This is a genomic window from Jiangella asiatica, assembly GCF_004349065.1.
In the GTDB taxonomy this organism is placed as follows: Bacteria; Actinomycetota; Actinomycetes; order Jiangellales; family Jiangellaceae; genus Jiangella; species Jiangella asiatica.
Window position 1 is genome coordinate 96,953 of the sequence record NZ_SMKZ01000013.1, and the last position, 14,508, is coordinate 111,460.

At 68.6% G+C, this 14,508-nt stretch carries 23 protein-coding genes; 17 read left to right on the top strand and 6 right to left on the bottom strand.

The features are described 5' to 3' along the window. Positions 1–31: 31 nt before the first annotated feature. From E1269_RS32190 to E1269_RS11345, 8 genes are all read left to right on the top strand, one after another. Positions 32–208 carry a hypothetical protein gene (locus tag E1269_RS32190; RefSeq protein ID WP_162606354.1) on the top strand — a complete coding sequence of 59 codons (177 nt, stop codon included), beginning with the start codon at positions 32–34 and terminating at the stop codon, positions 206–208. A gap of 4 nt (positions 209–212) precedes the next feature. Further along, positions 213–437: a hypothetical protein gene (locus E1269_RS11320; protein WP_131894435.1), complete on the top strand. Its 225-nt coding sequence runs from the start codon at positions 213–215 to the stop codon at positions 435–437. Next, positions 427–591: a hypothetical protein gene (locus tag E1269_RS32195; protein WP_162606355.1), complete on the top strand. Its 165-nt coding sequence runs from the start codon at positions 427–429 to the stop codon at positions 589–591. Before E1269_RS11320 ends, E1269_RS32195 begins: the two co-directional genes overlap by 11 nt. Further along, positions 588–950: a hypothetical protein gene (locus tag E1269_RS11325; protein ID WP_131894437.1), complete on the top strand. Its 363-nt coding sequence runs from the start codon at positions 588–590 to the stop codon at positions 948–950. The genes E1269_RS32195 and E1269_RS11325 overlap by 4 nt, the downstream gene beginning before the upstream one ends. A 211-nt stretch (positions 951–1,161) precedes the next feature. Further along, entirely contained in the window at positions 1,162–1,569 is a 408-nt protein-coding gene (locus E1269_RS11330; RefSeq protein ID WP_131894439.1) for a hypothetical protein, read from the top strand. After that, the gene (locus E1269_RS11335; protein WP_131894441.1) at positions 1,556–1,840 is read left to right on the top strand and encodes a hypothetical protein; all 285 of its coding nucleotides are present in this window, start codon (positions 1,556–1,558) and stop codon (positions 1,838–1,840) included. Before E1269_RS11330 ends, E1269_RS11335 begins: the two co-directional genes overlap by 14 nt. Then, the gene (locus E1269_RS11340) at positions 1,837–2,160 is read left to right on the top strand and encodes a hypothetical protein (RefSeq protein ID WP_131894443.1); all 324 of its coding nucleotides are present in this window, start codon (positions 1,837–1,839) and stop codon (positions 2,158–2,160) included. Before E1269_RS11335 ends, E1269_RS11340 begins: the two co-directional genes overlap by 4 nt. 14 nt (positions 2,161–2,174) lie before the next feature. After that, positions 2,175–3,242, top strand: a complete 1,068-nt coding sequence (locus tag E1269_RS11345; RefSeq protein ID WP_131894445.1) for a hypothetical protein — start codon at positions 2,175–2,177, stop codon at positions 3,240–3,242. On the opposite strand, the gene E1269_RS32200 is transcribed toward E1269_RS11345, so the two are convergent. The 4 genes from E1269_RS32200 to E1269_RS32205 all read right to left on the bottom strand — a co-directional run bounded on the left by E1269_RS32200 (position 3,243) and on the right by E1269_RS32205 (position 4,805). After that, entirely contained in the window at positions 3,243–3,413 is a 171-nt protein-coding gene (locus E1269_RS32200) for a hypothetical protein (protein WP_162606356.1), read from the bottom strand. It lies immediately after the preceding gene. 88 nt (positions 3,414–3,501) lie between these two features. Further along, positions 3,502–4,014 (bottom strand): hypothetical protein, encoded by a 513-nt coding sequence (locus E1269_RS11350; RefSeq protein ID WP_131894447.1) that lies wholly within the window; start codon positions 4,012–4,014, stop codon positions 3,502–3,504. Positions 4,015–4,162: 148 nt separating this feature from the next. Then, positions 4,163–4,522, bottom strand: coding sequence for a hypothetical protein (locus E1269_RS11355; RefSeq protein WP_131894449.1), 360 nt, complete (start codon positions 4,520–4,522; stop codon positions 4,163–4,165). A gap of 115 nt (positions 4,523–4,637) precedes the next feature. Continuing rightward, positions 4,638–4,805, bottom strand: a complete 168-nt coding sequence (locus E1269_RS32205) for a hypothetical protein (protein WP_162606357.1) — start codon at positions 4,803–4,805, stop codon at positions 4,638–4,640. Between the two features lie 137 nt (positions 4,806–4,942). On the opposite strand from E1269_RS32205, the gene E1269_RS11360 reads away from it, so the two are divergent. From E1269_RS11360 to E1269_RS32210, 3 genes are read left to right on the top strand one after another with little or no spacing between them, the layout of a single operon-like run. After that, on the top strand, positions 4,943–5,131 hold the full coding sequence (locus E1269_RS11360) for a hypothetical protein (protein ID WP_131894451.1): 189 nt from the start codon (positions 4,943–4,945) through the stop codon (positions 5,129–5,131). Further along, the gene (locus E1269_RS11365) at positions 5,128–5,415 is read left to right on the top strand and encodes a hypothetical protein (RefSeq protein ID WP_131894453.1); all 288 of its coding nucleotides are present in this window, start codon (positions 5,128–5,130) and stop codon (positions 5,413–5,415) included. Before E1269_RS11360 ends, E1269_RS11365 begins: the two co-directional genes overlap by 4 nt. After that, a complete protein-coding gene (locus tag E1269_RS32210) occupies positions 5,412–5,555 on the top strand; it encodes a hypothetical protein (RefSeq protein WP_162606358.1) in 144 nt (47 codons plus the stop codon). Before E1269_RS11365 ends, E1269_RS32210 begins: the two co-directional genes overlap by 4 nt. Positions 5,556–5,960: 405 nt before the next feature. Here the strand turns inward: E1269_RS32210 and E1269_RS11370 are convergent, their stop codons facing one another. Next, positions 5,961–6,794, bottom strand: coding sequence for a site-specific integrase (locus E1269_RS11370; RefSeq protein WP_131894455.1), 834 nt, complete (start codon positions 6,792–6,794; stop codon positions 5,961–5,963). A 324-nt stretch (positions 6,795–7,118) separates the two neighbouring features. Here E1269_RS11370 and E1269_RS11375 point away from each other — a divergent pair, with 324 nt between their 5' ends. Then, entirely contained in the window at positions 7,119–7,346 is a 228-nt protein-coding gene (locus E1269_RS11375; RefSeq protein WP_131894457.1) for a hypothetical protein, read from the top strand. 194 nt (positions 7,347–7,540) lie between these two features. On the opposite strand, the gene E1269_RS11380 is transcribed toward E1269_RS11375, so the two are convergent. Continuing rightward, on the bottom strand, positions 7,541–8,017 hold the full coding sequence (locus tag E1269_RS11380; RefSeq protein ID WP_162606359.1) for a DUF2637 domain-containing protein: 477 nt from the start codon (positions 8,015–8,017) through the stop codon (positions 7,541–7,543). A gap of 663 nt (positions 8,018–8,680) precedes the next feature. On the opposite strand from E1269_RS11380, the gene E1269_RS11385 reads away from it, so the two are divergent. From E1269_RS11385 to E1269_RS11405, 5 genes are all read left to right on the top strand, one after another. Continuing rightward, positions 8,681–10,105, top strand: coding sequence for an FAD-dependent oxidoreductase (locus tag E1269_RS11385; RefSeq protein ID WP_162606360.1), 1,425 nt, complete (start codon positions 8,681–8,683; stop codon positions 10,103–10,105). Positions 10,106–10,128: 23 nt separating this feature from the next. Continuing rightward, positions 10,129–11,067 (top strand): carbohydrate ABC transporter permease, encoded by a 939-nt coding sequence (locus E1269_RS11390; protein ID WP_162606361.1) that lies wholly within the window; start codon positions 10,129–10,131, stop codon positions 11,065–11,067. Between the two features lie 104 nt (positions 11,068–11,171). Continuing rightward, on the top strand, positions 11,172–11,972 hold the full coding sequence (locus E1269_RS11395; RefSeq protein ID WP_203433364.1) for a carbohydrate ABC transporter permease: 801 nt from the start codon (positions 11,172–11,174) through the stop codon (positions 11,970–11,972). Positions 11,973–12,038: 66 nt separating this feature from the next. Further along, the gene (locus E1269_RS11400; protein ID WP_162606362.1) at positions 12,039–13,289 is read left to right on the top strand and encodes an ABC transporter substrate-binding protein; all 1,251 of its coding nucleotides are present in this window, start codon (positions 12,039–12,041) and stop codon (positions 13,287–13,289) included. 911 nt (positions 13,290–14,200) lie between these two features. Then, complete coding sequence (locus E1269_RS11405; protein WP_131894469.1) at positions 14,201–14,455, top strand: hypothetical protein; 255 nt, start codon at positions 14,201–14,203, stop codon at positions 14,453–14,455. The last annotated feature ends 53 nt before the right edge of the window (positions 14,456–14,508 follow it).

The window sequence follows — 14,508 nt, forward strand, 5'->3', positions numbered from 1 at the left end:
CCTCGGATGGGCTCGGGCCACGCTCAGCAACATGCAGTACTTCCGGTTGTGGTCGTCCACCTCGGCATGGCCGCCGACGCCGGAGCTTCGACGGGCAGCGCTGCAGCTCTCCTGCCAGCGCTTGTACGGCGAGCAGCAGCGCGCCCAGCGGCGCCGAGACCGCGCGGCGGCCTTGCGCGCCCGGGCGAGGGTGCGTGGTGCGACCTGACCAGGTGGCCGCCCAGCTCGACCACGAGCCGGATGTCGTGCCGCTCGACGCCGCGTTGTCGGCCTTGCGCCTGGTCGTCGTGGTCGACGCAAAAGGCCAGCCGTACGTGACCAGGAGCAGCCTCGCGGCCGCGCTGCGGCAGCGCCCGGGAAAGCACGAGGGCGCCGGGCTTGTGGCCAGCCGGCGCCCTCACGATGCAGACAGGAGCGACTCTACTCATGAGCTCTGACAACGGCGACTGGCTGGCCGCCGTGCTGCGCCGGTCGCCGTCGAGCTGGCTAGCCCGCCAGCGCGCCGCCAGGCGGCTGTACAGGCGCCGCGGGGCCGAGGCCCGACGTCGTGCCCGGCCGTGGCCGGTGGGGCTGCTGGGGGGCCACCGGTGACGTCCTGGGTGAAGTACGGGACGGCCTTGGCCGACGTCCTGCTTGCCGTCGGGTCTATCGAGCGTCGGCTGATCGACCTTGCGGTGAAGCGGGTCAACGCGATCGGGCACGCCGAGTTCACCTCCGGGGAGCTGGCGCGGCTCCTCACGGTCATGAACCCGCTCACCGGCGAGGTGGTCACGACGGTGAGCGACCGCGCGGTGCGGAAGGCGGTCCGAACCCTGAAGGAGCACGGCGTGATCGAGAAGGACAGCAGCACGTTGTGCCTGCACTTCCCCGCCGATCACCTCAGCAACGGCACCGGCACGCGGGGCTGCCGCTACCACGGCATCGGCGCGAGAACGCGGCGCAGGAGGTGAGCGTGAGCGCGTGCACGAACGCCCTGGTCGTCGAGCCGGGGGCGGAACTACAGGTTCCGCTTTCTGCTGCGCAGGCGGAACCACAGGTTCCGGGAAGCGGAACTACAGGTTCCGGCGCCGATGCTGTGACCTGCACCGATGTCACGCCCCTCTATGAGTCTTCTTGCGACCGCTCGCGGGCGCTCCGATTCCGGCGACCACGGAGCCGGTCATGAGCCGCGCACGCCGCGGTCCTGACATCCTCGTGATCCGGCACCCGACGAGGCCGCGGTTCACGATCATCGGCTCCGAGGCGACCACGATCGCTCGGGCCGTGGCCGGCGACGTCTGGAGCCGGTCTTGGCTGCTCGGCGGCGCCGTCCTCGACAACCGCCACTGGCCCGCGGTCGTCGCGTACTGCGAGCTGCATCACCTGCTGCTCGTCGTGAAGAGCAGCGACGAGGAGAGCGAGGCGGAAGGCGAGCCCGCCGGCCGTCGTGCTGTCCGTCGTCGTCGCCGTTCTGAGACCGAGCCGCGCCGACGTGGAGCTGCGCCGCCGGCTGCGGCATCCGCCCCGTCAGCTTCGCCGGACCGCTTCGCTGGGTCCGGCCCGACGAAGGAAGAACATGATCATGGATGAGCTGGCCGCCGACGGCCGCGTACAGCGCCAGGTCGACGAGGTGGCCGCCCGGCGCGAGCGGCTGCGCGCCACTCGCCGCGAGTTCGACCGGCGCCGCCGCTACGGCAAGGAGCGGCTGCACGCGCTGAAGCTCGCCCGGCTCGTCGACCATCCCGACGACTGCCCGCGTCCACGGCCCGTGGAGCGGATCGAGCGGGCCGCCACGGGCCAAGCGCGGCTCGTGCTGACGTGCCCAGCGTGCGGGGGCACCGACCATGAGGAGGCGCCGTGATCGAGCCGCTGACGCCGCACGGGATGCCGCCACCGGCAGCGCTCGCTGCGATCGGCGCGATGCTGCGCCACTGGCGCGAGGTCGGCCAGCTCCCGCTCGCGTGCGCTCACGTGCGGCCCGGTGACGTGTTCGTCGTCGATGCCGTGGCGCGCGCGTGCTGGTGCTGGAGCTGCGCTCAGCGCGAGCTGTGGAGTCCCGATGCCACGGTCGGCCGGGCATGCGCGGTGTGCAGCAAGGTCGTGGGCCTGGGCGCCGTCGCGGACCTGATCATCCGTCACCCGGTCGCGGTCACCGCGATCCGTCACCCAACGTGCGAGTAGAGGAGTCATCGATCATGAGCCAGAGGAACCGCAGGCGCGCGAAGACCGCGGCCAAGACCGAGACGCCGGCCACCACGACCACGGCGCCGTCCACGCCAGCACAGACCGCGGCGGCGCCGATCCATACCCCAGCGGCCCAGCAGCCGACCAGGCGCCCACGGCGCCGCCTGCCTCCGGTCACGCACACCACGCCGGGGATCATCGGGCCGTCTGGCGTCGGGACCTACGACTACGAAGCCCGCACCACCGAGACGACGCCATGCAGGATCACCGGGCAGGCCGTCGAGCCCGGTGTCGGCCGAGTGGTCGGCGGGTGGCGGGAGCACCCGGACGCGCCCCGCACGGCGGGCGAGATCGTGCGGGCGATCATCGGCGAGCGGGTGACCGACGAGCGGGTGACCGACGCGGAGGCCGTGGCGGCCTGCGAGGCCGCGTACGGCATGGTGCCGCTCTACTGGCGCTGGGAGGGCACCAGCGCGGTCGACGTGCCCGAGGCCGAGCCGTGGTCGTTCCTCGGCGACGAGGACCGCCAGCGGCTCGCTGACGCCCTGGCAGAGCACCGCCGGGACGTACAGCGCGCGGCCCGGCTGCGGCGCTCCAGCACCGGCCGTGGGTGCGGCTGGTGCGGCGTGCGGACGTCGGCGAGGTGGACCAAGCTGGGCCAGTCGTGGCGGTTCGCGGACGGCAGCCGGGCGTCGCTGTGCCAGGACTGCGCGGGCGCGTACAGGTGGGGCGGCCTGCCGTCGAAGCACGACCCCGGCTGGCGGTCACGGCTGCTGATGTTGATGACCGGGCTGCGCAAGCCCTACCTCGGCGACGGCGACCGGCTGAACGTGAGGGCGTTCATCGAGGTCGAGCGTGGCGACTACACCGGCACCGACCGGCCGTTCGAGTACGTCCCGCGGGAGACGCTGCACGAGCTGCGCGTCCAGTCCTGGGGGCGGCACCCGCAGGATGCGCCCGACGAGGCCAAGGCGCGGGTGTTCGCGCGGCTGCTGCGGGAGCGGGAGGCCGCAGCGACCCGGAGGGCGGTCGAGGCCGAGCGGGAGCGGGAGGCGGCCACCAGCGGCCTGCGGTGGTGACTACGCGCCGCTGCGCCGGTACGCCGCGAGGCCCAGCCGGAACAGCTCCCGGTACATCGCTGAGACGGTGACGCCGGCGCGGGCGGCTTCCTGACGGACCCGTTCGTCGGCGGCCGCCCGCACCTGAACGCTGATGATCTTCTGTGGCTCGTCGGGCTTCGGTCGAGGCATGCCCCGGACCCTACCGGTAGCTTCACAAGCAACCTGGCGGCGACGTTGCTTGTGAAGCTAACCGGCCCCGGATTGGGCCACGGGTCCCTCACTCGCCGGGGTCGTCCAGCTCGCCGGCCAGCTCCCCGTCGATGACGTCCGCCTCGACCGGCAGCCACGCCATCTCGTGCTCGGCGATCTGCGCGACCCACTCCTCAAGCTCCCTGGTAGACGGGTTGATCGACAACTCGGCGGGCTCGTCGAGGCCGTGCAGCCGGGCCGCTCGCTCAGCGACCCTCACCGCCGCCGTCACCGCGCCGGCCTTACCCTTCAGAGCGTCCATGTAGGCGATCCGCCACAGCGTCTCGACCCGTTCATCCCACAATCGCCGCAGGTCATCGACCTCGAACGCCGGCATCTCGTCGAAGTGCGACTTCACCGCCCGGTAGGCGTTGGACTTGTTCGCGTATCCACACTCGGCCGCGATCGCATCCCAGGTCAGCCCAGACGCCCGGAGCTGGGCCGCGCGTGCAGCCCTGGCCACCGCGGAGAGGTTGTCGACGCTGGTGCTGTGGTCGTCGTCGGCCTGGTGCCCGTCTTGGGTTGTCGCTGGGTTGTCCATGTGACCAGTGTCGGACCGCGAGGCACGGATCGGCGTCTGCGCTGGCTGCACTGTGGGTTGGCGTGTCCCAGTCGGTGGCGGGCACGGGGGTCAGCGCCGGCTGAACCTGCTGCATCTCGGACAACGTCGGGCGATGTGGCGACGTTGCCTACTGAAGCGCAATGAGCAACGACCCCGTGAGGTTCGACACGGTCCCGACGGCGAGCAGAACACCGCCTGTGACGTCCCAAGGGTGAGGCTCGCGCAGCCGCTCGACCCCAGCCACCAGCGAACGCGTCTGCTGCTCCAGCGCGTCAAGGCGCTTGCCGTGGACTCGTGTCAAGTAACTCACCCTGGCCAGCTCGCCGCTCGTCAGCGCTATGTCGCTGATCTCGACTCGCGCCCCGGGCTTTTCGGCGCGCCACGCTCTAACCTTCCGGATCACGCCATGCAGCACTCGCCAGAGCACAGCGATGCTGACGAGCTGCAGACCGGTACCGACTACTACGAACCACTCTCCAGCCGTCATCGCGCCCCCTCGCGTCCAGCGATGAGGCGGCACGGTACAGCAACCACCGGACATAACCGCCGACTCGCTACGAGCGCGGGCGGAACGTGGCAGAGCGCAGGCTGACAGGAATGGGTCACTCCTCGCTGCCGTGAGACCTTGGCCCTTCGACCTCATCGTGCAGCTTCTCCAGCGCCAGGAGCACGACGCCGGACAGCGGCCGGCGCGTGCGCTCGGCGTAGTCGCTGGCCCACTGCCACAGCCACTCGTCGCGGGGGCGCACGTACACCACCTTGTCGGCCATGACTCCATCCTCGGTCTACCCCTGGCTTCCCTAGGTAACCCGGGGGTAGTGTGCTGATCAAGGCACAGGCGAGCCCCGCCGGTGTGTCAGCACCAGACGGGGCTCTTGATCACATCCCTGACTGGAGGGACGGACCCATGCAGAACCTACCCGCCGAGCGCCGGCCGCGGATCGTCTACGACGCCGCGTTGCAGGCCGAGGTCACGCTCACCTACGACGACGAAGGTCTCGTCGTCACGTTCGGCCAGATAGAGCCGTCGCGCACCGGCTCGTGGGGCGTCGTCGTGCACGCGCTGCGGACGGCCGCGATGGAGGTCGACTCGTGACGCAGTCGAGCGACCCGCAGAAGTGCACCGGCGCCCGCTGGTGCGACGAGCCCGCCGGCCACCGTGGCCGGCACCGTCACTACGTCGGTGAGGTCATGCTCGACCGGACGTCATCGGTCACCAGCGTTGCCGTCACCGTCGAGTCGGCGACGTCGGCGCCGGCCCTGGTGCTGACGGTCGCGGCGTCGCGGCCGGCCCGCTACCACGCGGCGCCGCTCGACTGGGGCCAGGTCGGCGAGCTGGCCGGCCTGCTCGCCGACGCACACGGACGGTGGGCACGATGAGCGACGTCGCGCGCGAGCTCGCCGACATGGCCGCCGCCAGCGTCGAGGCTGCGACGGCGGACCTGCGGGCCGCGCTGGACCGGCTCGACGACCTCAGCACCGCACTGACCGCCTACCGCGAAGCCGCCGCGAACGAGTAGCCGGCGACCCACCGACGACGGCCCCGCGCATCCTCCCCCGGCGTGCGTGGGGCCGTCCCATGCCCAGACCATGATCGAACCCGAATGATCCGACACCGGACCCGGATGCCAGGCCGGAGAGCGTCCTCCACGGGCGCCCGCGTTCAAGTCGGAGGGGGTAGGGGGTGCTGGGGTCTCGCTGGGGAACCTCTCACTCCCCAGCGAGACGGAGCCTCACGGACTGGACCCGGTGAGGAACGTTCGCGCACGTCAACGGACGGTTGCGACACGGCGCGACACACGCCAGCACGGCGCGCCCGGAACTGTTAATCAGAGGGTTCCTGGTTCGAGTCCAGGTGCGGGAGCCACTCCCCCAGGTCATCGTCGCGAGGCCGACCCAGCACCGCCCAAGAGGCCACACTTTTCTCACAGTTTTCCCTCACTCGCGGCCTTGTTCAACATGCCATCGAGGTCCTCAGCAGCGCCAGGGTTGAGCACCCGCCGGCCCATGTACACGTCCTGTGTCATCGACGGGCGAGCGTGACCGAGTTGATCCGCGACCTGTCGCGCCGACATGCCCGCGTCGTCGAGGACCGTTGCCGTGGTCTTGCGGTACACGTGCGAGGTCAGCCACTCCATCGCCGCCGGCCCTCTGGCGAGCCGGATGTCACGACTGGTGTTGGAGGGATCACGGAACCCACCACGACTGTCAGGGAACACCGGGCGGTCGAGCTGGGTACCGGGAACGAACCGACGACGCAACATCGCCACGGCCACGAGCGGAAGCTGTAGAGCGCGATCGAAACGGTTCTTGATCCACTTCCGGATCAGTCCTTCGCCTCTCACGCGGATCACGGTGTGTGTGATCTGAACCGTCCCGGTCGCCAGGTCCACTTGGTCCCACAGAACGGCCAGCGCTTCACCGATGCGGCACCCGGTCGACAGCATGAACAGCGTCAGGTCGGGCAGCTCCTTCCGGACCGCTCGAGGATCAGCTCGAAGAGCGTTCAACCAAGCCGCCAGCTCGGCATCAGTGAGGGAACGCGCCTGCTTGGCCTTGCTCTCAATGTGCTCGACCTCACGCACAGGGTTGGCCAGCACGGCACCACGCCGCGCAGCCAGGCCCATGACGCCGGAGATCACACTTCGGCAGGTCTTGGCTGTCGGCCCGCCGACATCAGCACCAATCTTGCCGATCACCCTGTCCAACAGTGGCGTGGTGATCTCACCAAGGCGGACCTCCCCCAACGCGGGAGGCACGTGATTCTTAAGGTGCTTGCGGTAGGTGTCGAGCGTGCCCGGCGACCCCGATCCGCGTCTTCAGTCAGAAGCAGATCTACGAACTTGCCACGTCGCCTCCAAGCTTCCTAACGACCCTAGACGACATGCGGCGATTCAAAGGAACGAATGGGACGAGGAGTACGAGGAACTACAGCTCCGGTTCAAGGGAGAACGCAACAAACTCCGGCAGGTGCTCGCCGAGACCGAGAAAGCCGACCGGATCCGCGGGCAACTGGAAGAGGTCCAAGGACGGTTGCGGCATCTGGCTCACTTCGGGCGAGCGACCAGTACCAGGAGCTTGAGGTGACTGAGGCGCGCATCAGGGACGCCACGACCGCCGAGCAGCAGGCCCTAAACATCGAGCAGAGGCTGATCACCGATGCCAACACGTTGCGCGACCTTGTGACTGATCCGTTGCGAGTAGGTGCCAGCAACCCGCTCCGCGGCGACCCACGCGCCGAGTTCGGGTCCACGGCTGCCGGTCTCGGCGCCCTCATTCGGATGCGTTCGTTCGACTCGGAGACCTCCTGAGCTGCCGCGACTGCTACTCCACGGTCGGCTGCAGCCACTGCGCGGCCCACGCTCGCGCGCGCCGTGGTGTTGGCGTCCTTTGCTGCTCGCCTTGCTGAGTGCGCGCTTTCGGCCCCGCTTGCTGGCGTTGCCGGTGGCGAGCAGGACCACCAGAAGGTGGCTGGCGAGCAGCAGGGCCACGGCTGACACCGCACTCACGATGCTGGCCACCGTGACGCTGACCGCTTGTCGATTCGCGTGGCTGCTGGCGTGCAGTGCGTTGCCCAGGGATACCAGGTGACGCGCGGTCCCCGATCGCGCAGCGCGACGGCCGCCGCTGTCGCGAGGAGGATGAACTCATCAACGATCAATGGCCAGAGCCAGGCGATCGACCAGTTGAGCCCGGCGACCGTGGCGAGCTCGCGCAGTGCGTCGAAGCTGAGCGTGAACGCACCGATCGCGAGTGCGCCCACCGTTCCGGCAATCATCGCGTTCAACCGTCTCGACGGCGGGGTTAGGCCGGAGCCGCGCTTGCTTGCGCGCTGCGCACGCGCACGCGTGCGGCGCTCCGTAACGGTGGCCTCGGAGCCCCTGCGCGGGACGCGCTCGCCCGGGTGAGCGCCCAGCCGGTCGCTCGTCACATCGTGTGCGTGCGCGGCGACCGTCCCTGCGTTCAGCGTCTCGATGCTCAATGCCCCGCTCCACTCCGGATTCATGCCAGCGCTCACTCGAGCGCCGCTCACGGATTGGGTGGCCCCTACCGCGCACATTCAGGAGGGGGTCTCACTCATGAACGTGCTCGCGCACGCGACCAAGCTCCAGTCGTGCTTGACGGCGACCGGAGGATCATCCCCGCACCGGCCGGCAGACGGGCGCCCGGAGGGGGATTCGCAGCCCATTTGCGGCGGCGAGCCTGCGGCGACCACACGCTGGCCGCCGGCGACGCACATGCTGTACTGCCCTCGTAGACCGCTACTGCGACATCCAGCACCCGCACATCTTCCAGAGCTGCTTACACGCGACCGGCCCAGGCGACACGACCACACCGTGCTGGCCACAGCTACAGCCCACCGCGTGACAGGTCCAAGTGCCAGATAGAGCGGGTGTACCGCTCGGGGAGACATGGTTGCCCGCGAAAGAGCGGGGCCTCCCCTCGTCCGGCCCCAGGCGTTGACGGGGGCACCACGACTCGTTACTTTAAAAAACCTACCTGGATACAGAAGATGTTTTCCGCATAGAGGATGTTAACGCTCACAGCGTCGCTTAGCTACCGTCCAGTGCACTCCATCCGCCGCTAGTCGATACGGAGGTTTCACGTGTCGTTCAAGGTTCGTGAAGGTCATGACGTTGTCGTGGTGGGAGGAGGAACGGCTGGAGCAATCGCGGGTATCGCCGCCGCGCGGACTGGGGCACGAACACTCGTCGTGGAACAACAGGGTCACCTGGGTGGCACCCTCGCGTTCGGCATGAGCATCACCGGCGCCGTCGACGCAAGCGGCCGATGGGCCCTGGGCGGCACCGGGCGTGAGGTACTGCAGCGGCTGGAGGCCCAGGGCGGGGCCACGCGGGCGCATCTGAGCGAGATGTACGCGTCCGTCATCGGCCAGAGTCCGGAGATGCTCCGCATCGAACTGCTGCGCATGACGCTCGAAGCCGGGGCGAAGCTGTTGTTCCATTCGACGCTCGTGGACGTCACCACCGACGGTCAGCGGGTGACCGGGGTCGTCGTGGCCAACAAGAACGGGCTGGAGAAGATCCCGGCCGATATCGTCGTCGATGCCACGGGTGATGCGGACGTCGTGGCCCGCGCCGGCGGCCGATTCACGTTCGGGCGACCCGGCGACGCGCTCGCCCAGCCCAGCTCGCGGATCTTCCTCGTCGGCAATGTCGACATCGACCGAACCTTCGACTACCTCGAGAACAATCCTGACGACCTCCAGCCCCCGCCGGGCTGGCGCAAGCCCGGGACGTCTGTGGAGGGTGCAGAGGCCGCGGACACGCCGACGGTCGAACACCTGCGGACAACTCCGGGCATCAACATCGAGGGCTTCGCCGGACTCGTGCGCAAGGCGAAGGCCGCGGGAGACCTGAACGTGCCCCGCGCCTGGGTGGGGATGTACACGTATCCCGGCCGGCGCGAAGTCGGGATCAACTTCACGCGGGCGCACGGTGTCGACGGAACGGACTCTGATTCGATCACTCAAGCTGAGGTCGAGACGCAGCTGCAGATGGCGGACGCGGTCGAGTTCCTGCGCAAGTACGTACCCGGCTTCGAGGGCTGCTACGTGGTCGCGACCCCGTACCAGTTGGGTGTGCGCGAATCGCGCCACGTCGTGGGACACTACGCCCTGACGGAGTCGGACGTCCTCAGTGGCGCCAGCTTCGACGACCAGATCGGCCGAGCCGCCTACGCTCTGGACATCCACGACATCGGCGAGGGCGTCGTCACCGGTGGCCGGAAGGTCAGTGGCGGCGGAATCACGATCATCCCGATCGAGAAGTCCTACGGTGTGCCGATGCGATGCCTCATTCCGGTGGACCTGTCCAACGTCGTCGTCGCCGGCCGCTCGATCTCCGCCGAGCACGAGGCTGCCGGGTCGGTCCGTGGTCAGGCGGTCTGCATGATGACCGGGCACGCCGCGGGCACCATCGCCGCCCTAGCGGCGATGGACCGAGTCGAACCGCGCAACCTCAACTACGACAAGGCCAAGGAGACGCTTTTGGCCCAGGACGCCGTCATCGACGTCGGCGAGCCTCTGATCGCGGGTGTGGCGCGCTGATGGGTGGCGCGCGAGGCGCGCCGGTGCCACAGCGGACGGCAGTCGGTCAGACACCGGACGCGCCAGATCCGCGGGACGACCAGCGCCGGCCCTCAGCCAGCCGGCCGGCGGCACAACGCCGCTGGCGGTCGTCTTCGGCACCGCTGTCGATCGGGCTCACCGCTCCTGTCCTCGTGCTCGTCGCCCTGGTCAGCGTGGTCCCGATCGTCTACGCCACCCGTCTCAGTCTTTTCGAGACGCAGTTCATGAACATCGGCGAGTTCATCGGCTTGGACAACTTCCGGCAGGCACTGGGCACGAGCGCGGCGCGGGCCGACATTCTGCGGACGCTGGTCTACGTCTCGGTGTCCTTGGTGGTGGCTGTTCCACTCGGCCTGGCCCTGGCCTTGATGCTCAACCTGCCCTTCCGCTTCCGTGCCGCCTTCCGGGCGGTCATCTTTCTTCCCTGGGTCGTGTCGCAGACGGTCGCGGCTCTCCTGTGGAAGTGGTTGCTCAATCCCGACTATGGACCACTGCCACTGGGCTCGTTCGACCCGTTCGCCGACTCGGTGATGGCGATGGGCGCATTGATACTCGCCAACGTCTGGATCAGCTATCCGCTCGCCGCGATGCTGTTCCTCGCCGCCCTGCAGACGGTTCCAGGCGAGCTGCTCGAAGCTGCCGAGGTCGACGGTGCGGGAAAGCTGCGGAGGTTGGTGTCCGTCATACTACCCACCATCAAATCGACCGTACTGATCGTGACCATCATGCTCACGCTCTTCTTTTTCAACATGGTCACGTTGGTCTACACGTTGACCGCCGGTGGTCCGCACAGCGCCACGCAAACGCTGAGCCTGCAGGCGTTCCGAGAATCCTTCCAGTTCTTTCATCTCGGCCTCGGCGCCGCATACAGCATCGTTCTGTTCGGTTTCAACATCCTCTTCGGCGCGGCGTATGTGCGCGTGCTGAGGTCGGAGAAGTGATGACCATGGCGAATTCCGCGACTGCCCGTGGCAACACGACCATGGCGCGTCGGACGGCGGCGGATCGACCCCGGGGTAGGCCGCGCGGCTCGACGTCGCGCTGGGTGTACGTGGGCCTGGCCGCAGCCTCGGTGCTGGCTCTGACGCCGATCCTCTGGGCCGTCTCCACCTCGCTGAAGCCCGAGTCGCTGGTCATCAACGCCGATCCGACCTGGATTCCCACCAACCTCACCTTCGAGAACTACCGGATCGTTCTCAACGAGTCGATGTTCCCGCGGTACGTGCTGAACACGTTTCTGGTGGCCGTGGCGGCCGTCTTGTTCACATTGGTCTGCGCGTTGCCGGCCGCCTACGCGGCTTCCAGGCTTCCGTTCAGGGGCCAGCGAGCCATGCTGTTCTGCATTCTCACGACCACCATGATCCCGGGAATCGCGATCCTCGTACCGACGTACTACCTGGCGGTCACCACCGGTCTCTATGACACGTTCGTGATCCTCGTGATCGTCTACGCAGCCTGGCAGGTTCCCTCGAGCGTCTGGGTCCTGCGAGGCTTCGTCGACAGCGTCCCCGTCGACATCGAAGAAGCCGCACGAATAGACGGCTGCAGCCGAATCGGAGCATTTTTGCGGGTCTTGATGCCCATCCTCCGACCGGGCATCGGTGGTGCCTTCATCTTGGCTTTCGTCAACATCTGGAACGACTTTCTCATCGCCAGCACGATGGTGAGCACCGACGAGCGCCGGCTCGTCTCGGTCGGGCTGTACCAATACCTGTCCGACACCGGGGTGATCTGGGGGCAGCTGACGGCGGCGGTGGTCGTCACGTTGCTTCCCATCATCGTCTTGTTCACTGTCCTCAGCCGCTATCTCACCGCCGGCCTGGCCGCGGGAGCAACGAAAGGATAAGAGGTGTCCAGAATGACTCTCCGACCAGCGACGGGACTGTCTCGCCGGAAGATTCGTCTCGGTGTCGTGGCGGGTGTGGTGGCCGTGGCCGCCTGCGGCAGCGCCGGCACCTCGGGCGACGACGGCGCCGTCACCCTGGAGGTGTGGTCGGTCATCGACCCGGAATCCACGACCGATCCTCGTGGCGCGGCGTTCCAGGACCAGCTCGAAGTGTTCGAAGAAAGCCACCCGGACTTCAAGGTCAACGTCACCGTCTACCCCTTCGCCAAGATCGCCGAGGAGCTGATCCGCGCGAGCGCGACCGGCAGAGGACCGGACGTGGTCGACGTGTACGACCCGGTCGTGCCGATGCATATCGCGGCCGAAAGCATCCAGCCGCTCGACGACTATGCCGGTCCGTGGCTGGACGAGTTCGGTGACGACTACATCTTCCCGCTGGAGCCACTCCGCGGCGGTGGCGACAGCATCTACGCGATGGCCTACGAGATGCGCGGCCAGGTTCTGTGGTACCGCCAGGACCTGCTTGACCAAGCCGGAGTCGCTGCGCCGACGTCGCTGAGCGAGGTGGCGGCGAGCGCGGGAGCCCTGTCAGAACTACCCGGTGACGTGACGGGGTTCGGTTTCGGGCTGTCCACGGATCTCGCCGGATCGGACCTGGTGGAGAAGTTCATCCCGCTCCTGTGGGGGTTCGGCGGTGAGTACATCGGTGAAGACGGCCGCGCCGAGTTCAATAGCCACGCCGGGGTCCAGGCGATCGAATGGCTCCTGTCGGTCCGCGACAACGGCGGCTACGGCGAGGGCGCGCTTCGCACGAACTCCGATGACGTGCTGGCACAGGTACGCGCGGGCACCGCGGCCATGACGGTCGGCGGAACCCAACGCGTCGCCAGCGCTAGGACCGGCGACGGCGTCGGTGAGAACCTGGTGACCGCACCCATCCCCGGTGCCGAGCCGGGGACCGTCGTGCCCACCCTGGTCGAAGGCTGGACCTACGCGATCGGAGCGAACTCCGAGCATCCCGACGAAGCGTGGGAGTTCATCAAGGCCAAGCTGACCAGCGAGTACCAGGTGCGGTCCGCGGACGCAGGCGTGCTCCCCGTGCTCGCGAGCACCTACGAGAACGGCTCGCCAGAACTGCTCAGCTGGCGCGACTACCTGGCTGAACACGGCAGAAGCGTCCACTACCCGGAGGACTGGAGCGAGCTCAACACGGACCTGACCGCCGCTGTACAGGACATCATCTTCCACGATGCCCCGGTGCAGGAGACGTTGGACGAACTCGCGGAGGCCTACAACAGCGAACATGGGTTCGACTAGCCCCGCGTTGGCGCGTCGAAATTCCTGGCTGGTCATCTCGGGCAGAGGCGCCGACCGCGTGGGCACAGATCGGATCGGCGCGCGCCTCAGCGTTGATGGAATTCGGGCCTGACCTGCAATGATGCCTTGACACACCGCTCGATACGGGAGGGGCTCGCGCCCGAACGTTCCGGTGACGGTCGCCTCTCACCGTTTCGGGGTACAGGGCGGCGCATGGCAGCCATCCGATTCGTGCTCACCCAGGCCCCGCACCCGGGCAGCTGCTTCGTCGAAGTCAAGGCCGACGACGGCCGCTCGGTCTCGGTTGGCCAGTGGCGGCACTGGGAAGACGGCCTACGGGAACTGCGGGTCACCGCTGACGACGTCGACGAGGCGGTCCGCGGCGTCGACCGGGCGCACGCGCCGGCGGTTGGATCGGTCTCGTCAAGTTGTCCCATGCTGCGGTCTCGAGCAGGAAGTGGGCCGCGCGCGCAGGTGTGCCTGGGCTGTGGTGATCGCCCGCAGGCACCTTTGGGGTAGGCCTGCCACGGGGCTGAGCGCGGCGCCGCAAGTCGTCGATCATGCGTTCCACTTGGAGACCACGCGGGCGGCATCGGCTGCGCAGTGGCGGAGTACGTCCAGTGTCCTGGGACGCAGGTTCGCTGATGCGAGGTCGATCCTGTTGGCCGCCTGGGCGACGCCAGCCCGGTGGTTCGCCGGCCGCCAGATGGCACAGGTCGCCGACGTGCACGGCTGGCTGCTCGGCGACCTCGGGTCCGGGTTCTTCATGGGCCGCGCCGGCGTACGGGTGACGCCGGCCGCGCTGGACCGGCCCGAGCGGCCAGGACCGCTCGGTCTGGCGGTGCGGCAGACCGTCACCGGCGTGACCGAGTTCGACCCGACGTCGCGCGGCAGGTGGCGCCGACCTCGTCATGGCGGTCCACGCCAAGCCGCCGGTGGCGCTGTCGGCGCTGGCCCCGCTGGTGACGGCGCACGCAGGGACCGATCCGGAGGCCGACCGGATACTCGCCGAGGCGGCGGACCACCTGCTCGCGCACGCGCGGGCGGTGCGGGCCGCGGGGGACCCGACCCCGATCGTGCTGGCCGGGTCGCTGCTCCCACCAACACACCGCTGGCCCGGCTGGTCCGGCCGCGCCTGGCGGAGGCCTGGCCGGACGCCGTCGTAACCCCGCCCCTCGACGGAGCGGCCGGCGCTGCCTGGCTGACCGTCGTGTCGCTC